Genomic DNA, 22,029 nt, shown 5'->3' on the forward strand with positions numbered 1-22,029 from the left:
ACAAGAAGTCCTTTACTCTCATAATCGTTATATCTTCTTATATATATATATATATATAACATAAAAAATGAATTTCGTGAAAGATAAGAAATGAATTATATGAAAAAACACTACAATTTCACACATTTTCTGACATTTTCTTTGCATTTCTATTACGTTATGACTCTTATATTTCTTTTTCAATAAACTAGACTTATAATAACAACGATACATATTTTATTAAGAAAGGACTGTGATTACAAGGCATCATGAAAAAGATAATAATTGTTTCTGCCGCTACTATTGTAATCGGTATCACATCTTTCGCTTACTTTGGTTCTAAATCACCACTACAAAACGAGGTAAAGGCTGTCGAAAGTCAAAAACATAGTAACCATCAAAAAGAAGAGATTCCTGCTTTTCCAAAAGCTAATCATAATGCAAAGAAACTAGACAATAATTTTTCAGTTGTAACAAATCCAGATTCTGCTCTTGTATTAGTTAATAAACATCGAAAACTACCAGATGGGTACATTCCAAAAGATTTAACGAAACCGAACGTACCATTTACTAGTCCAAAAGATAAAGAGAAAACATTACTTCGTAAAGATGCTGCAGATGCGCTTGAGAAAATGTTCCAAGCAGCGAAAGACGAAGGATTAGAACTTACAGCAGTTTCAGGTTACCGTTCTTACAAACGTCAACAGTCATTACATAATACATATATTAAGCGCCAAGGAAAAACTGAGGCTAATTCGGTAAGTGCAATTCCTGGAACAAGTGAGCATCAAACTGGTCTAGCAATGGATATTAGCTCAAAATCTGCTAAATTCCAATTAGAACCAATCTTCGGAGAGACAGCAGAAGGAAAATGGGTCGCGAAACATGCTCATGAGTTCGGATTTGTCATCCGTTATTTAGAGGATAAAACAGAGACTACAGAGTATTCATATGAACCGTGGCACTTGCGATACGTTGGTAATCCATACGCTACATACATATATAAACATCATTTAACATTAGAAGAAGCGATGGAAGGCAAAAAATAAGAGAGCAATTTGCTCTCTTATTTTTCTTTCACTCTATCACTGTAGTAATTTTCTCTTCCATTCTTCAGGCCACGGTTCGCCTCTTCCCGTTTTTTTCGATGCTTGAACCATCATACCGCGTCCAACTAAACACACTTCCCCTTCTGCATTTTTGACCATATAGTGTAAATCTAAAGAGGAATTCCCAACCGCTCCAGCCTTTACATATACTTTCAACTGCTCATCAAAATAAATTTGTTTAATAAAATTACATTGTAGATCTGCAACAACGATCATCGTTTCTGATGATTCATGTGTCCATTCTTGCATAAATCCGAGCTCTTTAAATAATGCGATACGAGCTTCTTCAAAATAAGTAAAAGCAACGACATTATTTACATGTCCAAACATATCGACTTCACCAAAACGAACTTTCACAGGATTGTAAAATGAAAAACCACTTTCCCATTGCTCAAAGTCTTCGATATAAGAAATCCTCTTCATTGCTACCTCTCCTTTTCACTTTTAAAATAAACAGAATAAACAGAAAAATAAAGTTATAAATATTGCCTCTTCAACATGAAGAGGCAATATTTATTAATAGTTATTGTCGCTACCAAAGAAATCTTTGAACGATTGAATTGTTGTATCACGGTTTAATGCTGCAATTGAAGTTGTTAATGGAATACCTTTCGGACATGATTGCACACAGTTTTGAGAGTTACCACAGTTGGCAAGTCCTCCATCTCCCATAATTGCACGTAAGCGATCTGCTTTATGCATTTCACCCGTTGGATGTGAGTTGAATAAACGAGCTTGTGATAACGGTGCTGGTCCAATAAAGTCAGATTTACTGTTTACGTTTGGACATGATTCTAAGCAAACACCACATGTCATACATTTTGAAAGCTCATAAGCCCATTGACGCTTTTTCTCTGGCATTCTTGGTCCTGGTCCTAAGTCATACGTACCATCAATTGGAATCCAAGCTTTAACGCGTTTTAGAGCATTAAACATGCGACTACGGTCAACTTGCAAGTCACGTACAACTGGGAATGTCTTCATCGGCTTTAAGCGAATTGGTTGTTCTAACTGGTCAATAAGAGCTGTACATGATTGACGTGGTTTTCCGTTAATCACCATCGAACAAGCACCACATACTTCCTCTAAACAGTTCATATCCCATGCAATCGGAGTCGTTTGGTTCCCTTTTGAATCAACAGGATTACGACGAATTTCCATCAGCGCTGAAATAATATTCATATTTGGACGATACGGAATTTCAAACTCTTGGTCAAATTCTTGTGCATCTGGTCCATCTTGTCTCGTAATGATGAGGCGGATTGTTTTCTCAGACATGTTGCTTATCCCCCTTCTCTTCACCCTTAGCAGCTACATCGTGTTTTGAAGAATAGTCACGTTTACGTGGTTTAATTAATGAAACATCCACTTCTTCGTAATGGAATGCTGGTGCATTTCCTTCTCCTTCAAATTTCGCCATCGTAGTTTTTAAGAAGTTTGCATCATCACGATTTGGGAATTCTGGTTTGTAATGAGCTCCGCGGCTTTCATTACGGTTATATGCCCCAATTGTAATAACACGTGCTAACTCAAACATATTTGCAAGTTGGCGTGTAAACGAAGCACCTTGGTTGCTCCATCTTGCAGTATCGTTAATGTTAATACGTTTGTAACGAGCCATTAACTCTTCAATTTTCGCATCTGTTTCTAGTAATTTTTTATTTTCACGAACTACTGTAACGTTATCTGTCATCCATTCTCCAAGCTCTTTATGAAGAACATATGCATTTTCATTACCATCAAGCGTTAAAATATTGTTAAATTTCTCTGTTTCGATTAATTCATTTTGCTCATATACAGTAGATGAAACAGCATCAGATGATTTAGAAAGACCTTTCATATACTCAATTGCGTTTGGTCCTGCTACCATACCACCGTAAATTGCTGATAATAGTGAGTTCGCACCTAGACGGTTACCACCGTGCATAGAATAATCACACTCACCTGCTGCAAATAAACCTGGAATACTTGTCATCTGCTTGTAATCAACCCATAGTCCGCCCATTGAATAGTGAACCGCTGGGAAGATTTTCATTGGTAGTTTACGAGGATCATCACCTGTAAACTTCTCATAGATTTCAATAATTCCACCAAGTTTAATATCTAGTTCTTTCGGATCTTTATGAGAAAGATCTAGATATACCATGTTTTCACCGTTAATACCTAGTTTTTGCTCTACGCAAACATCAAAGATTTCACGCGTTGCAATATCACGAGGTACAAGGTTTCCGTAAGCAGGATATTTTTCTTCTAAGAAGTACCATGGCTTACCATCTTTATATGTCCAAACACGCCCACCTTCACCACGTGCAGATTCACTCATAAGACGTAACTTATCGTCTCCAGGAATTGCCGTTGGATGGATTTGAATGAACTCACCGTTCGCATAATATGCACCTTGTTGATATACAGCAGATGCTGCTGTACCTGTATTGATAATAGAGTTAGTTGATTTTCCAAAGATGATACCAGGGCCCCCTGTTGCCATAATCACGGCATCAGCTTGGAAACTTTTAATCTCCATAGTCTGTAAGTCTTGTGCGACGATTCCTCGGCACACACCTTCATCATCAACAACAGCTCGTAAGAAATCCCAACCTTCGTATTTCGTTACAAGTCCTGCTACTTCATGACGGCGTACTTGCTCATCTAATGCATATAGTAATTGTTGACCAGTTGTTGCGCCAGCAAATGCTGTACGGTGATGTTGTGTTCCACCAAAGCGACGGAAATCAAGAAGTCCTTCTTCCGTACGGTTGAACATAACACCCATGCGGTCCATTAAATGAATAATACCTGGTGCTGCTTCACACATTGCTTTAACTGGCGGTTGGTTCGCTAAGAAGTCCCCACCATAAATTGTATCGTCAAAGTGGATCCATGGAGAATCCCCTTCACCTTTTGTATTTACGGCACCGTTAATTCCACCTTGGGCACATACAGAATGTGAACGTTTTACTGGTACTAAAGAAAATAGTTCAACATTTACTCCTGCTTCTGCCGCTTTAATCGTTGCCATTAAGCCGGCCAAGCCACCGCCGACTACTATAAGTTTCCCTTTCATGCTCTCCCACTCCTTACTGGTTTGCTAGCTGTGGATCGATGAACGCTAATAATGCACTCACACCTACATAAGATAGACCTAAGAAAATAGCTAATGTTACATAAGTAGAGATTCTTTGTGAACGTGGAGATACTGTAATTCCCCAGCTTATGCAGAATGTCCATAGTCCATTTGCAAAGTGGAAAATCGTTGAAACAACACCAACTAAATAGAAACCAAACATAAATGGGTTGTTTAAAATATCTGCCATCATATCATAGTTTACCTCTTTACCTAACATTGCTTGAATACGAGTTTCCCAGACGTGCCAAGAAATGAAGATCAGCGTAACGATACCTGAAATTCGTTGGAAGACGAACATCCAGTTACGGAAATAACCGTAAGATACCGCATTGTTCTTAGCTGTAAATGCAATATATAAGCCATATATAGCATGGTACAGTATAGGTAAAAAGATGATGAAAATTTCTAGCGCATACCGGAATGGAAGGAGCTCCATAAAGCCTGCAGCTTTGTTAAAAGCCTCTGCTCCTCTTGTTGCAAAGTTGTTTACAATTAGATGTTGCGTCAAAAAGACACCAACCGGGATGACCCCCATTAATGAGTGCCACTTACGAAACGTATACTCGCGGCCTTTCATGTCCCCATTACCCCCTTGAATGTTTGACTGCTGTTTTCAGATTAATTTACAACAATAATGTTTTTTCACTATTGGCATAAGAAAAACTGAAAAAATTATTCGAAATATTTCAGCATAATTTGATAACAAGTTCATTTTACCCCTATTTTTGTCGAAGCGTCAAGAAAACGTATACATAATTTGCATATAATTTGCCAATTCTTTTTCCCTTCTTATATATTCAGATTTCCCTAAAGAAAAATCTGTTTTTATAAATGAAAAATGTTATATAATAATCCCTATAGAAAGAGGGGAATATTGTGAGTAAAAATACAATCGATACAACATCTTTAGAAGATGTTTCATTGAACGCCTTCGCTTATGAATTGCTACGTGAAGAATTACTACCTGATTTAATCGGTAACGATTTAGATGGTATTTTATACTGGTCTGGTAGAAACCTTGCAAGAAAATATCCGCTAGAAACAATTGAAGAAGTCATTCAGTTCTTTGAAAAAGCTGGCTGGGGCACTTTAAGCATTATTGAACATAAGCGTCGTGAAATGCAGTTCCAACTTAAAGGCACACTCATCGCTGAACGTCAAAAACAAAACAGACATTCTTCTTATCAATTAGAAGCTGGATTCATCGCTGAACAAATTCAAAAGCAACGAAACGTCGTTGCAGAGTCCTATGAAGAAAAGAAAAAGCGTTCAGACTCTATTACATTTCTTGTGAAATGGGATATAAAAGATCTCATTGAAGTGTAACCTTTCCCACGGTCAACTAGACATATAAGTTTAGTTGACTTTTTTGTATTTTCATTCATATGCATTTATTTTAAATCTTCAGAAATTATACCAAAAAACAGAAGACGTTGTAAACTACAACGTCTTCTTATCTGTTAAATACGTATAAATCGTCTCTGCGACATTTTTCGGCATACCTGCTTCGACAAATTCTGTTACAGAAGCTTCTTTCATCTTTTTTAATGAGCCAAAATGTTTTAACAATACCTTTTTCCGTTTATCACCGATTCCTGGAATATCATCCAACGCTGATTGAATGACCGATTTCCCATGCAACTGGCGATGGAATGTAATTGCAAATCTATGCACTTCATCTTGAATGCGTTGCAATAAATAAAATTCTTGGCTATTCCTCTCAAGCATCACAGGTTCAGGCGGATCTCCAATAATTAAATGTGATGTTTTATGTTTGTCATCTTTTACAAGCCCTGCCATTGAAATATATAATCCTAGTTCATTCTCCAGAACATCACTTGTAGCGGCCAGATGGCCTTTTCCACCATCAATAATGATTAAATCTGGTAAAGGTAAATTCTCTTTAAGCGCCCTCGTATAACGGCGTCTTACAACTTCCCTCATAGATTCGTAATCATCAGGACCTTGAACTGTTTTAATTTTATATTTCCGATATTCTTTCTTTGCTGGTTTCCCATCGATAAAAGCAATCATTGCGGACACGGGATTTATCCCTTGAATATTCGAGTTATCAAACGCTTCAATACGATATGGGGTTTCAATACCAAGCTGCTTCCCTAAATTATCAATGGCTTTAACCGTCCGCTCTTCATCACGTTCAATTAAGTAAAATTTCTCTTCTAGTGCAATTTTTGCGTTTTTATTTGCTAATTCTACAAGGTCTTTTTTCTTACCACGTTTCGGCTGTGTCGCTTCAACTTCTAAAAAGCGTTCTACTAATTCTGAATCTATACTTCCTGGAACGACAATTTCCTTCGGTTTAAAGTGACTACTGTTTTCATAAAATTGACCGATAAACGTTAAAAATCCCTCTTCTGGTTCATCATAGATTGGAAACATAGAAACATCACGCTCAATTAACTTTCCTTTTCTAACAAAGAAAACTTGAACACACATCCATCCTTTATCAACCGCATATCCAAACACGTCACGATCCACTAAGTCACTCATAATCATTTTTTGTTTTTCCATAATTGCATCAATATGAGCAATTTGATCGCGCAACTCTTTCGCCCGTTCAAATTCTAGTTTCTCTGAAGCCTCATACATCTTTGTTTCTAATTCTGATCGAACTTCTTTATGTCCACCATTTAAAAACTTAATAATTTCATCTACAATTTCTTTATTTTGCTCTTCCGTTACTTCTTTCACACAAGGCGCTAAACATTGGCCCATATGATAATACAAGCAAACTTTATCTGGCATATTTGAGCATTTACGAAGCGGATACATACGATCTAATAATTTCTTTGTTTCATGAGCTGATTGCGCATTTGGATAAGGACCAAAATACTTTCCTTTATCCTTTTTTACATTTCGCGTAATGAGTAAGCGCGGCTGTTTTTCAGCTGTAATTTTAATGAAAGGATATGTTTTATCATCTTTTAATTGAATATTATATTTTGGATCATATTTTTTAATTAAATTTAACTCTAAAATAAGAGCCTCCAAATTTGAGGAGGTTACGATATATTCAAAGTCAACAATTTCTCCTACAAGCCGAAGTGTTTTCCCATCATGCGAACCAGTAAAGTACGAGCGCACACGATTTTTTAGTACTTTTGCCTTACCGACATATATAACCGTTCCTTGCTTATCTTTCATTAAATAACAACCAGGTTGATCTGGTAAAATAGCCAACTTCTCTTTCAAATGTTCGTGCACTCGTTACCCTCCATTTCTACATGCTTAGCATTTTTATTTTCACATGAAAACATACTATGCCAAAACACCCAACATACGTTCTTTTATTGTAACGGAAAGGTTATAAAAAAGAAAATAAAAAAAGCTACCAAATGGTAGCTTCTTTATTTTAGAAGTGTTTAGAAACTAATTCTACTAACGCTTCTTTCGGTTTATAACCTAACGTTTGATCAACTACTTTACCGTCTTTTAATACGAAAAGAGCTGGAATACTCATTACTTCGAATTGACGAGCAGTTTCTTGGTTCTCATCAACGTCTACTTTTACTACTTTTACTTTCTCGCCTAACTCTGCATCGATTTCTTCTAATACAGGAGCGATCATTTTACAAGGTCCACACCAAGGTGCCCAGAAATCTAATAATACAACACCTTCGCCAGTTTCAGCTGCGAAGCTTTGGTCGTTTGCATTTACAATTGCCATTTTATTTCCTCCTTCAAGTATATTCTACCAAGAGTATAACATTAACTTATATACGTGGCGAATATTATGTATCGTTATGTATTGTAACAAAAAAATGTCCCTTTATACTATATAAAAATACGGATTAAATACTAAAAAGGTGAGAGACAGGGGATCCCTCACCTTTTTCTATATATAGGGGTACTTCACTTAGAACTCAAGGGTACTCAAATCATGAATGTACTTTTAACTTTTTAAATTCTTCTGTTAAAAGAGGTACAACTTCAAATAGGTCACCAACAATACCATAGTCAGCTACTTTGAAGATACTTGCTTCTGGATCTTTATTAATCGCAACAATTATTTTCGAGTTAGACATACCAGCTAAATGCTGAATCGCACCAGAGATACCGCACGCAATGTATAGGTCTGGCGTAACAACTTTACCAGTTTGACCAATTTGTAATGAGTAATCACAATACTCAGCGTCACAAGCACCACGAGATGCCCCAACAGCGCCGCCTAGCACGTCAGCTAACTCTTTTAATGGTTTAAATCCTTCTTCACTCTTCACACCGCGTCCACCTGCGATAATAACTTTCGCTTCAGAAAGATCTACACCTTCTGCAGTTTTACGGACGACATCTTGAATGATTGTACGTAAATCTTTTACATCAACTGTAATAGAAGATACATCACCGATGCGAGATTCATCTTTTTCAAGCGTTGTAATGTTATTTGGACGCACTGTCGCAAATAAGATACCATCTGTTACAATCTTCTTCTCGAACGCTTTACCAGAGTAAATTGGACGAGTGAAGATAACATTTCCACCTTCAACTTCTAAAGCAGTTACGTCAGAAACTAAACCAGCTTCAAGCTTCGCTGCTAATTTTGGTGATAAATCTTTACCAAGTGCTGTATGTCCAAATACAATACCTTCTGGATTTTCTTCAGCATATACAGCTAAAAACGCTTGCGCATAACCATCAGACGTATATGATTTTAACTTATCATTTTCAACTGTCACAACGCGATCTGCACCGTAATGAATCAATTCATTTGCAAAAGAGGCAACGCTGTCTCCAACTAGAAGACCTACCACTTCACCGCCTTCTGCAATTGTTTTTGCTGCTGCTACCGCTTCAAATGAAACGTTACGTAGCGATCCATCACGAACTTCACCCATTACTAATACTTTACGAGCCATAGATTTTCCCTCCTGCATATATAATTTCGTATTTTATTAGATTACTTTCGCTTCTGTGTGGAGCAACGATACAAGTTCTTTTACTTGATCTTGCAGCTCGCCTTGTAACACTTTTCCTGCATCTTTCTTAGGAGGCAAATAGATTTCAATTGTTTTTGTTTTTGCTTCCACATCATCTTCTTCTAAATCTAAATCATCTAATTCTACTTCTTCTAGTGGCTTTTTCTTCGCTTTCATAATACCTGGAAGTGATGGATAACGCGGTTCATTTAAACCTTGTTGCGCTGTTACTAAAACTGGTAATGATGTTTCAATTACTTCTGTATCTCCTTCAACATCACGCTCAATCTTCACATTTGTACCGTCAATTTCAAGCTTTGTAATTGTCGTTACGTATGGAATGTTTAACGCTTCAGCCACGCGTGGACCAACCTGTCCAGATGCACCGTCAATCGCAACGTTTCCGCCTAAAATTAAATCTGCATCTTTATCTTTTAAATACTCAGCAAGTACTTTTGCTGTCGTGAACTGATCACCATTTTCAACATCATCTTCAATATTGATTAATACCGCTTTATCGCAGCCCATCGCTAACGCAGTACGAAGTTCTTTCTCACTATCCTCGCCACCAACTGTTACAACAGTAACCTCTCCACCTTGTGCATCTCTTACTTGAATTGCTTCTTCAATCGCATATTCGTCGTAAGGGTTGATGATGAATTCCGCTTCGCCATCGTAAATTGCACCGTTTTTAATTACGATTTTTTCTTCTGTATCAAATGTTCGTTTCATGAGTACGTAGATGTTCATTCCATTTACCCCCTTATTTTTCAGAAAGATTCTATCAATTTTAAAATTCTGTTAATTTATATTAAAAAAATAATTGGACTACCTACCACTAAATGAAGGCTTACGTTTTTCTAAAAACGCTGCTACACCTTCTCTTCCATCTTCACTCGTAAACACTTCACCAAAAATCTGTGATTCACGCTGTACACCTTCATAATAATGAGACGATTTTGTCGTTTGTAATAACTCTAGCACAGCACGAGTTGTTGCTGGACTTTTTCCAGCAATCTGTTTTGCAATTTTAAGCGTATCTTCTAAAATAGATTCTTCAGAAAATACCCCGTTAACAAGCCCCCATTGTAATGCTTCTGCACCAGTAATTGGTGTACTTGTTAACATCATTTCACAAGCTTTCGCTTTACCAACATAACGCGGTAAACGCTGTGTACCTGCAAAACCAGGAATTAATCCAAGTGTTAATTCAGGTAAACCAAGTTTTGCACTTTCAGTTACAAAGCGCATGTGGCAAGACATAGCAAACTCAAGGCCGCCGCCAAGTGCCGCTCCATGAATTGCCGCAATAACTGGTTTTGAACATTTTTCAACACGCTCAAACGTAACTTGTCCAAGCTGTGCTAATTCTGTTGCTTGCTTCGCTTCAGTAACAGATGTAAATTCTTTAATATCTGCTCCTGCTGAGAAGAAACGCCCTTCACCATGTAGAACAACAACACGAATGTTATCATCCTTTTCCACTTGATCGATTAATTCAGTAACGTCATGCATAACTTGTGAAGACATTGCATTAGCTGGCGCATGATTTAACGTCGCCACCGCAATATGGTCTTCAACTTTTACAGATAGGAATTTCAACATGATCCCTCCCATTATTGACGATAACCACAAGCTGCACTAAGTAGCCCATGTACCGTTTTCGAAAGTGCGACCAGATCATACTTATGATCGCTCATTACCCAATTGGTCACAACTTCATCCACTGTTCCAAAGATCATTTGTCTTGCCACGCGAACATTTAAATCCGCCTGGAATTCACCTTGCTTTATACCTGTTTCTAAAATCTCATCCATAACTTGTAAGTAGCCTTTTAATACTTCATTTATTTTAAGGCGCAAGTCTTGATTGGACTGTCTTAGCTCTAATTGCGTAACTATAGCAAGAGGATCATTTTGCGACAACAGCAAGAAGTGCGTTTCTACCAACATGAATAACTTCGCTACAGCGCTTTCAATTCCTGCTGTTTTTTGACGAATTGTTTCAACAAATTCTCCCATCTTCTCTTGGAATAAGGATATTAATATATCTTCTTTATTTTTAAAATATAAATAAATCGTGCCATCAGCTACCCCAGCTTGCTTTGCAATTTTAGAAACTTGCGCTTGATGGTATCCATTCTCTGCAATCACAATGACTGCTGCATCAATAATTTGATTGTATTTCGGTCTATTTTTCTTCACTTTACTGTCCCCTTCAAGAAGATGACTGAATGAATAGTCATTCATATTCTTATAATACTGACTATTTAGAAAAGTGTCAATCCTATTTTTTCAAAAAGAAAGGGCCTTAGCCCGTTTGCTCATCCTCATTCTTTCTTTTCTCTTCATCTATTAGGACACGGCGTAAAATTTTTCCGACTGTCGTTTTTGGCAGTTCATCTCTAAACTCATATACTTTCGGCACTTTATAAGCCGCTAAATATTTACGCGCAAACTGGTTTAATTCTTCCTCAGAACACTCCATACCTTCTTTTAACACAACAAATGCTTTAACTGTTTCTCCTCGGTACGGATCGGGAATTCCAATCGTCACTACTTCTTGCACTTTTTCATGCTCATATAATACTTCTTCTACTTCACGAGGATACACATTAAATCCACTCGCAACAATCATATCTTTCTTACGATCTTTCACATAGAAAAATCCATCTTCATCCATGTAACCAACATCCCCTGTATGGAGCCATCCGTCTTGTAATACAGCTGCTGTTTCTTCTGGCTTATTCCAATACCCTTTCATAATTTGAGGACCCTTTACAACAATCTCACCAATTTCACCCGGAGGTAAAGCCTCTCCAGTTTCAAGTGACATAATGTTTGCCTCTGTATCTGGCCACGGCACACCAATACTTCCTGGCACGCGTTTTTCCCACAAAAAATTCCCATGTGTAACTGGCGACGACTCCGTTAATCCATAACCTTCTACCAATTTTCCACCTGTAACTCTCTCAAACTCTTCCTGTACTTCTACAGGAAGCGGGGCAGATCCACTAATACAAGCCTCGATAGAAGAAATATCATATTCTTTTAAGAGGGGACTATTTAATAGAGCAATATAAATGGTTGGTGCCCCTGGAAATAGTGTGACTTTATGTTTTTTTATTGCTTCAAAAACCATTTTCATATCAAACTTCGGAATCAGCACCATTTTATATCCTTGCATAATACTTAAATTCATTACAGCTGTCATCCCATACACATGAAAGAACGGGAGAACACCAAGAATTACTTCTTCTCCTTCTTTACAATTATATAGCCAATGAGCTCCCATTAAAGTGTTCGAAACAAGGTTTTTATGCGTCAACATAACCCCTTTTGGAAATCCCGTTGTCCCCCCTGTATACTGCAAAAGAGCTAGATCATTTTCAGGATCACAAGGAACTTCAACATTAACATTACTTTCTCGTTCTACTGATTTCCATAGATGAATCGTTTCACTTTCCGACACATTCACCACAAGATTTGCCTGCTTTTTTTGTACAAATGGATAAAGTAAATTTTTAGGGAAGGGTAAAAAGTCCGCAATACGGGTTACGATAATATGTTCAATTTTTGTAGCAGCTTGAACATTCGTTACTCTTGGAAACACTAAATCGAGACAAAGAATTACTTTTGCTCCCGAGTCATAAAGCTGGTATTCTAACTCTCTTTCTGTATATAGTGGATTTGTTTGTACTACGATACCTCCCGCAAGTAATGTACCATAATAACCAATTACAGATTGCGGACAGTTCGGCAACATAATAGCAACTCGATCACCCTTTTCCACACCTAGCTTTTGAAGATAATTTGCAAACCTCTTTACCTTATCGTGGAAGTCTGAAAATGTAATATCCTTCCCTAAAAAGTGAAGCGCTTTCTTTTCTGGATAACGAGAAGCCACCTGTTCCACATATCCATGAAGCGGCTGAATATCATAAGAAATCGTACTTGGAATTTCCTCTGGATAACTTTTCAACCATGGTTTTTCCACCTTCATTCCCCCTTCAAATACATAAAAAATAAATGAATGTTCATTCATGATGGTTGTTTTCATTATATTATAGTCGCCATAGCGTTACAATCATAATATTCTGACTCTTATATAACTATGCTTCACTCCATTAACTTCTTATTATATGTATAAACTCTCCTAATCTATAAAAGAATAAGAGAGTTATTATTTAGCTTAATCTTATTATCGTTAACACAGCTCCTGGTGTAGTTGTTGATAATGTGGCAACAGCTAACAAACCAAATAGTTGCAAACTAATAGCATCTCCTGCTGCAAGAGTTGTAATAATTGTTGCACTAAATGATGTGGTTGCTAACGCAGGAGCATTGATAGTCCCAGCAAGCGCTGCTCCATTAATTGTAATTCGCGAACTGACTAATAATGAAGCAGTAATATTAATCGTATATGAAATATAATAATTCCCAGCATTCGCAACCGTAAATACTGTATTTCCGCCAGACACTGTAATTCCTGGACCGATATTTTGATTATTCGGAAGTGGGACATTCGTTCCACCAAGAAGTACCGATATCGCTGTTCCCGACGTATTATTTGCAAATGCATACGTCGCCGTGATACTCGTACCTGTTACTCCCGTTGGACCCGTTGCTCCTGTTGCTCCCGTTGCTCCTGTCACTCCCGTTGCTCCTGTTGAACCCGTTGCTCCTGTTGCTCCTGTTGCTCCTGTTGAACCCGTTGCTCCTGTTATTCCTGTCGCTCCCGTTACTCCTGTTGCTCCTGTTGAACCCGTTGCTCCCGTTACTCCTGTCGCTCCCGTTACTCCTGTTGCTCCTGTTGAACCCGTTGCTCCTGTCACTCCCGTTGCTCCTGTCACTCCCGTTGCTCCCGTTGGACCCGTTGGACCCGTTGCTCCTGTTGCTCCTGTTGCTCCTGTTGCTCCTGTTGCTCCTGTCGCTCCTGTCGCTCCCGTTGAACCCGTTGCTCCTGTTGAACCCGTTGCTCCTGTTGCTCCCGTTGCTCCCGTTGCTCCCGTTGAACCCGTTGCTCCCGTTACTCCTGTTGCTCCCGTTACTCCTGTTGCTCCTGTTGCTCCTGTTGCTCCCGTTACTCCTGTTGCTCCTGTTGCTCCTGTTGCTCCTGTTGGACCTGTTGCTCCTGTTGAACCCGTTGCTCCTGTCGCTCCCGTTGAACCGGTTGCTCCTGTTATTCCTGTCGCTCCCGTTGGACCTGTTGCTCCTGTTGAACCCGTTGCTCCCGTTACTCCTGTCGGACCCGTCGCTCCCGTTGCTCCCGTTGCTCCCGTTACTCCTGTCGCTCCCGTTGGACCTGTTACCCCCGTTATTCCTGTCGCTCCCGTTGGACCTGTTGCTCCTGTTGAACCCGTTGCTCCTGTTGTTCCTGTTACTCCCGTTGCTCCTGTTGAACCTGTTGAACCTGTCGCTCCCGTTGAACCTGTTGTTCCTGTTACTCCCGTTGCTCCCGTTGAACCCGTTGCTCCTGTTGCTCCCGTTGGACCTGTTGCTCCTGTTGCTCCCGTTGGACCTGTTGCTCCTGTTGAACCCGTTGCTCCTGTTGCTCCCGTTGGACCTGTTGCTCCTGTTGAACCCGTTGCTCCCGTTACTCCTGTCGGACCCGTTACTCCTGTCGCTCCCGTTGGACCTGTTGCTCCTGTTATTCCTGTTGCTCCCGTTGGACCTGTTGCCCCCGTTATTCCTGTCGCTCCCGTTGGACCTGTTGCTCCTGTTGAACCCGTTGCTCCTGTTGAACCCGTTGCTCCCGTTGGACCTGTTGGGCCTAGCTTAGGAACTGTCCCATCGCAACTAAAACAGCATGAATCAACATGTACACCGTTTTGATTATTACACCCATAATTATCGCTCCATAAAGACATGCTGATCCCTTCCTTCGTGTTCAATCTTTTAAGTACAGCCAACTAATTAAAAATATCTTTCTAATAAAAATCAGTTTTTATTTCCCCTATCAACTACCCGCTCTGGAACAAACCTTTTATAAACAAAGTTTTTTCCTTACATTCTAATAAATATTACATGCAATACGCTCTCCTTTCGCTTGTACTTTCGCCTTCCTAATTAAAGGAATTTCAGCTCCTTCAACTTTGATACACGTATGCATTTTAATAAGGTATATTAAAATGCGTATAAATCGTTATTTTTTTCGTCAAAATTTTTTAACATATCAACACTTAAAATGCCCTCATAGTATGATTTGGTCGTTGTAATTGATAATGATTTTCACCATCGTACATATTGCAAATAAAACATTTTATTTTTGGGCAGAAGATGAAGAAAATTATCGGTATTTTCATAGTAGTTCTTCTATTCGATGTTGGATGTGGGCAGCAAAAAGAGAAGAAAACAGAAACGAAAGTGGACAATATAAATCAAGCTATAACAATTAAACACGCTGAAGGAGAAACGAAGTTAGATAAACCAGCGAAAAAAGTTGTTGTACTTGAGTGGAGATATTCAGAAGACTTATTAGCACTTGGTGTTCAGCCAGTATGGATGGCAGACATTAAGAATTATAATAAAATGAAACAACTTGACGTTCTTGTACTTGGAGATGATTTAGCAACCGGACTCGGGCAGCCTGCAAATAAAACGCGTCTTGCTCTAATTGTGTTAGCGACACTACTTACATCAATTAACATTGCTGCTGTCGGTACAATTGCCTTTTTAGGTCTTGTTGCACCTCACTTAGCACGAATCGTCGTTGGTATGAATTATCAAAGACGATTCGTTTGTTCAGCACTGTTTGGAGCAACACTTCTTTCCATTGCTGATTTACTCGGACGAACGATTGCATATCCGAAAGAAATCCCTTCTGGTCTTGTCGTTGCTGTACTTGGAGCACCTTATTTCTTGTGGTTGATGAGGAGAAGTGGGAAGAAGGTTAATTAAAAGCTGGCTTCATATATGAAGCCAGCTTTTCTATTATGGCATAAAGCGAAACTTTAATCAGTGGGGGTTTTACTGCCCGTTAATGCGGGATAAAATTAATATAAGCTTTGTACATAAAGTATATAACAATTGAATACATGATTATATTAAACACACTTCGTTTTAAAGTTAACTGTCTCTTTAATTTCTTATCCTGTAACCTTAGTTCTATTCCGCTTGCTATTTTCAATCCACCTACTATTTGAAATAGCTCTCTGTAATCATCAGCATTTCCTAACAATACGTATTCTCTATTATTTTTATACTTTATATATAGAAATTCACTTCCACCTTTACGGTCTAATATTGTTTTCATAGAAGCTATTTCATTTAATAAACATACTTTTAGATCAACGTCATTATAATAACGATCAACAAAAAACACGTACAATCGTTCATTTGTAACGATTAGCATATTATTAATACCGAAGTTCATCGCAAGAACGCCTACCCCTAAGCTCATCGCTGTTCCTGTCTGCCAATTTTTCACGCGAGGATTTTCAGCAAACATACTATATAAAATTTCTTCCCTTCCCTGTAATCCTTCTTGTACAACCTCATGACATCGCTTCATTAAAATTTTTTTTGTTACAACTTCTTTTGTACGATTTATTTTCTTTTCATCTATTTTTTCATCATTTATATCGTCATCTACAAAATCATCACTATACTGCAAATTATTTAATTCCTGAAGGAACTTTTCTTTATTCATCCCTATTCCCTCCCAACATCTTCTTCAATTTTTTTCTCCCTCTTGAAAGCCTGCTATACACCGTATCTCGTGTCATACCGAACTCAAGCGCTATTTCTTGTACACTATATTCATCTAAATACCTTTTTATAAAAATTTTCTTATCTTCTTCGTTCAATTCTTTAATCAAAACGAAAAAATTACAATCTAGCTCTTCTTTTGTTAAATTAACATTTTTTCCTTCTACATATATGTCTTGCTGAAACTCTTGTAATTGATAGACCTTATTACTTTTTCGTTTATAATCAATGGCTTTAAATTTCGCAACAGATATAAGCCAATTTCTAAACTTCCCACGATTTTCATCATAACTATTAATGTTGTACCAAACGATTAATAAAATATCGTCAACACATTCATCCACTAGCACCTTACTCTGTGCCGTATCTAAAACACTATGAACCACCTTATAAATTAAATCTCCATATTGATCAATGACTGTATGTAACGCTAACATATCTTGTTTTCGAAGACCTTCTACTATTTCTATGTCCTTCACCCTTATCACCACTCTTTACTCTTTACTCCATTCTCTATTCATTATATATACGAATGAATAGAGCGGTTTTCTGACACTTTTACAAATATTTTCTAATTATTTTTTATATTGTAGCAATGCTTAATTAAGTATTTCTTATGAAACAGGGATTATATTATCTCTCACGAATTTAATATACGAGCGAAAAACAGGAGGGATAACTATGTACCAAACAATTGAAGATTTTTTAACATCATGGACATACGAGGCTGAGTCTACTCAAAAGATGCTCGATGCATTAACCGATGAATCTTTATCACAAGAAATTGCACCTGGGCACTGGACGTTAGGCAGAGTTGCTTGGCATATCGTGACTGCAATTCCTGTTATGCTATCTGGAACAGGGCTTAAGTTTGAAGGAGAAACGAAAGATTATCCTGTACCAACTTCAGCAAAAACAATTGCAGATGAGTATCGCAAAGTGAATACGGCTTTTATTGAAGCACTTCAAAGTGAGTGGACTGATAAAGACTTAGCTACTATTAATAACTTCTTTGGTCGTCCTATGCCGAATTCTATATTTTTAATGACACTCATCAATCATCAAAATCACCACCGCGGACAGATGACTGTTTTAATGCGTCAAGCTGGCTTAACAGTCCCTGGCGTTTATGGTCCTGCAAAAGAAGAATGGGCTGCTACTGGAATGGAAGCTCCCCAAATGTAACGCCAGAAAAAGACAAGGTGTTTATGCACCTTGTCTTTTCTGTAACTTGTTTCATGTGAAACTATTTTCTACTAAATGGTATTTTATGAGAAAATACGTTAAGATAAATTCATATTAATTGGGGAACTAAATTGAATACAAAAAACAAAAAAATAACAATAAGAACTCTCTTACTAACTTCTATCATTGGAGTTATCGGTGTATCTCTTTATTTCACAAGTTATGGTACCCCTTGGGGAAAACAAACAGCAATTACAGAATCAAAAGAATATATTACAAAATACTTTAATCTAGACGCGAAAGTCAAAAATACTTCTTACGATTCTAAGATGGATAGCTACGCAATCGCCTTTGAAACAATTGAAGATGGCGAGTTTACTATCAAATATAAAGGTCCTAATAACTTTAACATTTCTCCAGGAGTTCAAGAGTATTTAAGCAAACATTACAAATTTACAGAGTAGTAACGAAGCATACATATACAAAAAAAGAGTTGGTGTAACGCCAACTCTTTTTTACTTATTCTTGTCATACTGTTATATCTTCCTTCTCTATATTTTTAATTCCGTAATATGCAATCGCAACTCCAATTGCTGCCAATGCTAGTTGAAGGGGAAGAAAAGTTGCTGTAGGAAACGTTGGGCTGCTATTCATTGAAATTGATACAACGATAAGAGATGAAACAATTGTAGTTGGCACTGAATGTTTACGCATTCCAAAATATAATGGGATTAAACTCATTCCCGCAGTTGCAATGGCTAAAGGAATAAGATTTATCCCTTCTTGAATCAATTGATCTACTGTGAATGAATTAGGAAGAATTGAAAAATAACTATCTATCCCAAAGAAAATTCCTACTACTAAAATGTTCGATAAAATAACTGTTATAAATGTTAATGTCGCTGTAATAGCCAACTTACTAGCCATCATTTTCTTTCGGTTAATTGGATAAGAAAACATGAGTAGTATTGTTTTACTTTTATATTCATCAATTATTAACTTGGCTATTAGTACGCCACCAAAAATAATAAATGTTGCTCTTACTAACGCACTAGCCATCGACAAAATTATCTGCGGATTCCTTATTTCTGGATCCCCTTCTATTTGAGCAACGATACTAACGAAGATTAGTAGTGCCAGTATAACGATATTCGCAATAACCGCTCTCTTCACATACCATCCAAGCTTAAACTTCCTCAATTCTAGCTTCATAAGACGTAGCATGATAGTCCTCCTTCTTCATAAGACTTAATCAATATAAATTACTCCTGTTTTACTTAAAATCTTCGCTTCATTTTTTGCATCACCAATAGTTCCTTCTTTTATCTTTTCTGTATTTTTATCTTTCTTAAGTCCTTTTAAATCTATCATTATGTCAGTCGAATTACTTTTGGCCGTAAGTTTCAATGAAGCTGAGACATCTTTATACCTTACGCCAATGTCGCCTGATTTTGTTTCTACAAATAATGATTTTCCTTCTGTCATATCTTTCAGTAATACTTCCCCAGATGTTGAAGTGATGTTCATATTTTCGTTTTTTACATTTTTCACATAATTATCGCCAGTAGTAGAAGTTATATTTACTTCTTGTAATGAGCTATCTTTTAAAATTAAATCTCCACTTTCGGATGTGAACTCCCCCTTCTCTGCCAATAGTCCTGTAATCATTTCATCTCCCGACTTGCCTTTTGTCACGATATTTTTTACTACTATATCGCTTATTCTCACATCACCCGATTTATTATTTAATACAATTTTATCTATTTCTTTCTTCGGAATAGCTATAGATATACTATTTTTCTTCCTAAACGTAAAACCATTAAAAAATCTGGTCACCTTTTGTTTTTGCTTAATCACAATTTTATTTTCGTCATTTTCCATTTTGACGGGATCTATCTCTTTATCTACTTGTTGACCTTGAGCAGAAATTACTATTTTATTAGAGTCTGTACTTTTAAATTCAATATCCCAGTTTTCATTGTCTACTTCTATTTCTTTTATATTATTTATCTCAAAAGACTTTTCTTTCTTAAAATCTTTCCCCTGAAATACCTTAAAACCAAAAACCGCACTAGCAATTGTAATGACTAATATTGCAATTACTATTATTTTTTTCACCATTCATACCCCAGCTCGTTGTTGTTTTAAGCTTGCTTCACACCACATCGATCTTGTCGATTTTACGATACGAAAGATAACTAATAAAAATCCCTAATAAACAGAGCACTATTGGGATAGCTATAAAATTAAACATACTTACTTGACCGTTTCCAGGACCAAAGTTACTACTAATTAGTATTCCGATTATTACTGCAGAAGTAATTGTTGTCGGTGTCGATTTCTTTCTCATCCCAAAAAATAAAGGAATTAAACTTATACCAGATATCATAAATGCATTTATAAAAGTAGCTGGAACGATAGCTATTATTTCACCTATCGTAGCTGGCGTTTCAATCAGTCCCATCATTGGACTCACAAAATATGCGAGTAAACTAATACTGAAAGTAGCGATAATCGTGCTCACAAAACAAAAACAAAAAACAATTGTTAATTTCGCCCTCATTAGCATTTTTCTTTGCAGTGGGTACATAAACGATAGTTGCATTGTTTTGTTCTTATACTCATCAATTATTAAACGTGATAAAATGACCGAACTAAAAGTAATGAATGTTATCCTAATAAAAGTGTTTATTAAAACCATTTGTTGCGTGAAGTCAGAGAATAGCCCATCTACCTCGTCTTTCACTCCCAACGCCATAAGATTTACTACAATAAAAATTGCTATAATACAAATTGCTACAATTTTAAAGTAACTAGATAATTGATGTTTTTTCCACTCTAGCTTCATTAATCTAAGCATACAAACCACGCCTCCATTCTTTATATAACTCTCTCTACGCTGCTAACATTCTAATTCCAGCAGTAACTACGCTTAACATTCCTATCACTAGTACAATTAACAACCATTTCCGCTCTGGTTTCCTATAATATAAAATCCCACTTATGAACATTACGACCAATCCACTTACTAGATTCACTAACAATCCATTAAGCATGAATGCCCTCTCCATCCATTACATTTAAGAAATACTCCTCTAAGGAACTATGTTTCTTATTAATACTTTCAATTTCCACATCGTTCATAATAAGTGCTTTTGAAATAGCTTGCTGAGACGCTGCCGTATCATACACACGAATCATATTTCCGCTCATTATTTTGTAATTTTTTATGCCGAGTTTATCTTCTAAAATATAAGCTGCACGTTTCACATCAGGAACAGTAATTTCAATGTACTCTGTTTGTTTTCCGTTAATACTCTTCATTGAAACTTCTTTTATTAGTTTTCCATTTTGAATCACACCAATTGTATCCGCCATTAGTTCCATCTCACCTAAAATATGACTAGAAACTAATAATGTAATACCATATTCTTTGCAGAGTATTTTAAATAAGTCTCGTAACTCTTTAATACCAATTGGATCTAAACCGTTAATCGGTTCATCTAAAATGAGCAATTCTGGCTTTGTCACGATTGCCCTTGCAATACCAAGTCGTTGTTTCATTCCCAATGAAAAATCTTTTACTTTTTTATTATCTATCCCTTGTAGCTTCACTAAATGTAAAGCATGGTCAATTGCGTTTTTATCGTAATAGCCCATATATTCACAATGTAATTCTAAGTTTTCTTTCGCCGTTAATTTATCATAAAAGATTGGATATTCAATAATTGTCCCCATTCTTTTTAATACTTCATAAGATGTGTCTATTAACTTCTCACCGAAAATTTCAATGTCACCGCTCGTCGGTTTTATTAAATTTGTAATCATTTTCATAATCGTTGTTTTACCTGCACCATTCGGTCCTAAGAAACCATATATCTCCCCTTTTTTCACATGCATGTTAACGCTAGAAATGACTTCTTTTCCTTTAAACACTTTCGTTAACTGATTCGTTTTTAATATATATGTCATGTCACTTTCCC

At 37.0% G+C, this 22,029-nt stretch carries 23 protein-coding genes and 2 pseudogenes; 6 read left to right on the forward strand and 19 right to left on the reverse strand.

The window, feature by feature from the left end; genetic code table 11:
* The first annotated feature begins 248 nt into the window (after positions 1-248).
* Positions 249-1,028, forward strand: a complete 780-nt coding sequence (locus ACP6L7_RS19370; RefSeq protein ID WP_097830524.1) for a M15 family metallopeptidase — start codon at positions 249-251, stop codon at positions 1,026-1,028.
* A 36-nt stretch (positions 1,029-1,064) separates the two neighbouring features.
* Here the strand turns inward: ACP6L7_RS19370 and ACP6L7_RS19375 are convergent, their stop codons facing one another.
* The 4 genes from ACP6L7_RS19375 to sdhC form a co-directional block, all read right to left on the reverse strand.
* Entirely contained in the window at positions 1,065-1,511 is a 447-nt protein-coding gene (locus ACP6L7_RS19375) for an acyl-CoA thioesterase (RefSeq protein WP_097830523.1), read from the reverse strand.
* 93 nt (positions 1,512-1,604) lie between these two features.
* On the reverse strand, positions 1,605-2,366 hold the full coding sequence (gene sdhB / locus ACP6L7_RS19380) for a succinate dehydrogenase iron-sulfur subunit (RefSeq protein ID WP_001291830.1): 762 nt from the start codon (positions 2,364-2,366) through the stop codon (positions 1,605-1,607).
* Positions 2,359-4,152: a succinate dehydrogenase flavoprotein subunit gene (sdhA, locus tag ACP6L7_RS19385; RefSeq protein WP_000676749.1), complete on the reverse strand. Its 1,794-nt coding sequence runs from the start codon at positions 4,150-4,152 to the stop codon at positions 2,359-2,361. The genes sdhB and sdhA overlap by 8 nt, the downstream gene beginning before the upstream one ends.
* Before the next feature lie 13 nt (positions 4,153-4,165).
* Positions 4,166-4,792, reverse strand: coding sequence for a succinate dehydrogenase cytochrome B558 (sdhC, locus tag ACP6L7_RS19390; protein ID WP_000678357.1), 627 nt, complete (start codon positions 4,790-4,792; stop codon positions 4,166-4,168).
* Between the two features lie 299 nt (positions 4,793-5,091).
* On the opposite strand from sdhC, the gene ACP6L7_RS19395 reads away from it, so the two are divergent.
* Positions 5,092-5,541 carry a YslB family protein gene (locus ACP6L7_RS19395; RefSeq protein WP_000042225.1) on the forward strand — a complete coding sequence of 150 codons (450 nt, stop codon included), beginning with the start codon at positions 5,092-5,094 and terminating at the stop codon, positions 5,539-5,541.
* Between the two features lie 114 nt (positions 5,542-5,655).
* Here the strand turns inward: ACP6L7_RS19395 and uvrC are convergent, their stop codons facing one another.
* The 8 genes from uvrC to ACP6L7_RS19435 all read right to left on the reverse strand — a co-directional run bounded on the left by uvrC (position 5,656) and on the right by ACP6L7_RS19435 (position 15,021).
* Positions 5,656-7,440, reverse strand: a complete 1,785-nt coding sequence (uvrC, locus tag ACP6L7_RS19400; RefSeq protein ID WP_097830522.1) for an excinuclease ABC subunit C — start codon at positions 7,438-7,440, stop codon at positions 5,656-5,658.
* Between the two features lie 148 nt (positions 7,441-7,588).
* Positions 7,589-7,903, reverse strand: coding sequence for a thioredoxin (trxA, locus tag ACP6L7_RS19405; protein ID WP_097830521.1), 315 nt, complete (start codon positions 7,901-7,903; stop codon positions 7,589-7,591).
* Between the two features lie 211 nt (positions 7,904-8,114).
* Positions 8,115-9,092 (reverse strand): electron transfer flavoprotein subunit alpha, encoded by a 978-nt coding sequence (gene etfA / locus ACP6L7_RS19410; protein ID WP_097830520.1) that lies wholly within the window; start codon positions 9,090-9,092, stop codon positions 8,115-8,117.
* A 36-nt stretch (positions 9,093-9,128) separates the two neighbouring features.
* The gene (etfB, locus tag ACP6L7_RS19415) at positions 9,129-9,902 is read right to left on the reverse strand and encodes an electron transfer flavoprotein subunit beta (protein ID WP_001029031.1); all 774 of its coding nucleotides are present in this window, start codon (positions 9,900-9,902) and stop codon (positions 9,129-9,131) included.
* 78 nt (positions 9,903-9,980) lie between these two features.
* Positions 9,981-10,757 carry an enoyl-CoA hydratase gene (locus ACP6L7_RS19420; protein ID WP_097830519.1) on the reverse strand — a complete coding sequence of 259 codons (777 nt, stop codon included), beginning with the start codon at positions 10,755-10,757 and terminating at the stop codon, positions 9,981-9,983.
* 11 nt (positions 10,758-10,768) lie between these two features.
* Positions 10,769-11,356 carry a fatty acid metabolism transcriptional regulator FadR gene (gene fadR / locus ACP6L7_RS19425; protein ID WP_000742219.1) on the reverse strand — a complete coding sequence of 196 codons (588 nt, stop codon included), beginning with the start codon at positions 11,354-11,356 and terminating at the stop codon, positions 10,769-10,771.
* Positions 11,357-11,462: 106 nt separating this feature from the next.
* A complete protein-coding gene (locus ACP6L7_RS19430; protein ID WP_141533493.1) occupies positions 11,463-13,148 on the reverse strand; it encodes a long-chain-fatty-acid--CoA ligase in 1,686 nt (561 codons plus the stop codon).
* A gap of 190 nt (positions 13,149-13,338) precedes the next feature.
* Positions 13,339-15,021, reverse strand: coding sequence for a BclA C-terminal domain-containing protein (locus ACP6L7_RS19435; protein ID WP_430529358.1), 1,683 nt, complete (start codon positions 15,019-15,021; stop codon positions 13,339-13,341).
* A 409-nt stretch (positions 15,022-15,430) separates the two neighbouring features.
* Between ACP6L7_RS19435 and ACP6L7_RS19440 the strand changes: the two are divergent.
* Positions 15,431-15,686: pseudogene (locus tag ACP6L7_RS19440) on the forward strand (ABC transporter substrate-binding protein); the annotation flags it as partial.
* Positions 15,683-16,051: pseudogene (locus ACP6L7_RS19445) on the forward strand (FecCD family ABC transporter permease); the annotation flags it as partial. The pseudogenes ACP6L7_RS19440 and ACP6L7_RS19445, both read left to right, overlap by 4 nt.
* A gap of 79 nt (positions 16,052-16,130) precedes the next feature.
* On the opposite strand, the gene ACP6L7_RS19450 reads toward ACP6L7_RS19445, so the two are convergent.
* The gene (locus tag ACP6L7_RS19450; RefSeq protein ID WP_097832049.1) at positions 16,131-16,802 is read right to left on the reverse strand and encodes a septation ring formation regulator EzrA; all 672 of its coding nucleotides are present in this window, start codon (positions 16,800-16,802) and stop codon (positions 16,131-16,133) included.
* Entirely contained in the window at positions 16,795-17,349 is a 555-nt protein-coding gene (locus ACP6L7_RS19455; protein ID WP_097832050.1) for a sigma-70 family RNA polymerase sigma factor, read from the reverse strand. Before ACP6L7_RS19455 ends, ACP6L7_RS19450 begins: the two co-directional genes overlap by 8 nt.
* Before the next feature lie 193 nt (positions 17,350-17,542).
* Here ACP6L7_RS19455 and ACP6L7_RS19460 point away from each other — a divergent pair, with 193 nt between their 5' ends.
* On the forward strand, positions 17,543-18,046 hold the full coding sequence (locus ACP6L7_RS19460) for a DinB family protein (protein ID WP_097832051.1): 504 nt from the start codon (positions 17,543-17,545) through the stop codon (positions 18,044-18,046).
* Between the two features lie 131 nt (positions 18,047-18,177).
* The gene (locus tag ACP6L7_RS19465; protein ID WP_097832052.1) at positions 18,178-18,510 is read left to right on the forward strand and encodes a YfjL-like protein; all 333 of its coding nucleotides are present in this window, start codon (positions 18,178-18,180) and stop codon (positions 18,508-18,510) included.
* 64 nt (positions 18,511-18,574) lie between these two features.
* Here the strand turns inward: ACP6L7_RS19465 and ACP6L7_RS19470 are convergent, their stop codons facing one another.
* Genes ACP6L7_RS19470 through ACP6L7_RS19490 form a run of 5 tightly spaced genes read right to left on the reverse strand, consistent with a single transcriptional unit; the run spans position 18,575 to position 22,018 of the window.
* Positions 18,575-19,270: an ABC transporter permease gene (locus ACP6L7_RS19470; protein WP_097832053.1), complete on the reverse strand. Its 696-nt coding sequence runs from the start codon at positions 19,268-19,270 to the stop codon at positions 18,575-18,577.
* Between the two features lie 24 nt (positions 19,271-19,294).
* Positions 19,295-20,167 (reverse strand): DUF4097 family beta strand repeat-containing protein, encoded by an 873-nt coding sequence (locus ACP6L7_RS19475; protein WP_430529359.1) that lies wholly within the window; start codon positions 20,165-20,167, stop codon positions 19,295-19,297.
* Between the two features lie 34 nt (positions 20,168-20,201).
* Positions 20,202-20,906, reverse strand: coding sequence for an ABC transporter permease (locus ACP6L7_RS19480; protein WP_097832055.1), 705 nt, complete (start codon positions 20,904-20,906; stop codon positions 20,202-20,204).
* A 34-nt stretch (positions 20,907-20,940) separates the two neighbouring features.
* Positions 20,941-21,102 (reverse strand): hypothetical protein, encoded by a 162-nt coding sequence (locus tag ACP6L7_RS19485; RefSeq protein WP_170961037.1) that lies wholly within the window; start codon positions 21,100-21,102, stop codon positions 20,941-20,943.
* Entirely contained in the window at positions 21,095-22,018 is a 924-nt protein-coding gene (locus ACP6L7_RS19490; RefSeq protein ID WP_097832057.1) for an ABC transporter ATP-binding protein, read from the reverse strand. The genes ACP6L7_RS19485 and ACP6L7_RS19490 overlap by 8 nt, the downstream gene beginning before the upstream one ends.
* Positions 22,019-22,029: the final 11 nt, after the last annotated feature.

The sequence above is a fragment of the Bacillus silvicola genome (genome assembly GCF_050524305.1).
Classification (GTDB): Bacteria; Bacillota; Bacilli; order Bacillales; family Bacillaceae_G; genus Bacillus_A; species Bacillus_A cereus_AT.

What these genes read in the sequence shown, in the direction of transcription:
- ACP6L7_RS19480 (WP_097832055.1), bottom strand. Translation starts at nt 20,906, where the DNA reads ATGCTTAGATTAATGAAGCTAGAGTGGAAAAAACATCAATTATCTAGT.
- etfB (WP_001029031.1), bottom strand. Translation starts at nt 9,902, where the DNA reads ATGAACATCTACGTACTCATGAAACGAACATTTGATACAGAAGAAAAA.
- sdhA (WP_000676749.1), bottom strand. Translation starts at nt 4,152, where the DNA reads ATGAAAGGGAAACTTATAGTAGTCGGCGGTGGCTTGGCCGGCTTAATG.
- ACP6L7_RS19475 (WP_430529359.1), bottom strand. Translation starts at nt 20,167, where the DNA reads ATGGTGAAAAAAATAATAGTAATTGCAATATTAGTCATTACAATTGCT.
- ACP6L7_RS19485 (WP_170961037.1), bottom strand. Translation starts at nt 21,102, where the DNA reads ATGCTTAATGGATTGTTAGTGAATCTAGTAAGTGGATTGGTCGTAATG.
- etfA (WP_097830520.1), bottom strand. Translation starts at nt 9,092, where the DNA reads ATGGCTCGTAAAGTATTAGTAATGGGTGAAGTTCGTGATGGATCGCTA.
- ACP6L7_RS19460 (WP_097832051.1), top strand. Translation starts at nt 17,543, where the DNA reads ATGTACCAAACAATTGAAGATTTTTTAACATCATGGACATACGAGGCT.
- sdhB (WP_001291830.1), bottom strand. Translation starts at nt 2,366, where the DNA reads ATGTCTGAGAAAACAATCCGCCTCATCATTACGAGACAAGATGGACCA.
- sdhC (WP_000678357.1), bottom strand. Translation starts at nt 4,792, where the DNA reads ATGAAAGGCCGCGAGTATACGTTTCGTAAGTGGCACTCATTAATGGGG.
- ACP6L7_RS19490 (WP_097832057.1), bottom strand. Translation starts at nt 22,018, where the DNA reads ATGACATATATATTAAAAACGAATCAGTTAACGAAAGTGTTTAAAGGA.
- ACP6L7_RS19375 (WP_097830523.1), bottom strand. Translation starts at nt 1,511, where the DNA reads ATGAAGAGGATTTCTTATATCGAAGACTTTGAGCAATGGGAAAGTGGT.
- ACP6L7_RS19370 (WP_097830524.1), top strand. Translation starts at nt 249, where the DNA reads ATGAAAAAGATAATAATTGTTTCTGCCGCTACTATTGTAATCGGTATC.
- ACP6L7_RS19420 (WP_097830519.1), bottom strand. Translation starts at nt 10,757, where the DNA reads ATGTTGAAATTCCTATCTGTAAAAGTTGAAGACCATATTGCGGTGGCG.
- ACP6L7_RS19450 (WP_097832049.1), bottom strand. Translation starts at nt 16,802, where the DNA reads ATGAATAAAGAAAAGTTCCTTCAGGAATTAAATAATTTGCAGTATAGT.
- ACP6L7_RS19435 (WP_430529358.1), bottom strand. Translation starts at nt 15,021, where the DNA reads ATGTCTTTATGGAGCGATAATTATGGGTGTAATAATCAAAACGGTGTA.
- ACP6L7_RS19470 (WP_097832053.1), bottom strand. Translation starts at nt 19,270, where the DNA reads ATGCTACGTCTTATGAAGCTAGAATTGAGGAAGTTTAAGCTTGGATGG.
- trxA (WP_097830521.1), bottom strand. Translation starts at nt 7,903, where the DNA reads ATGGCAATTGTAAATGCAAACGACCAAAGCTTCGCAGCTGAAACTGGC.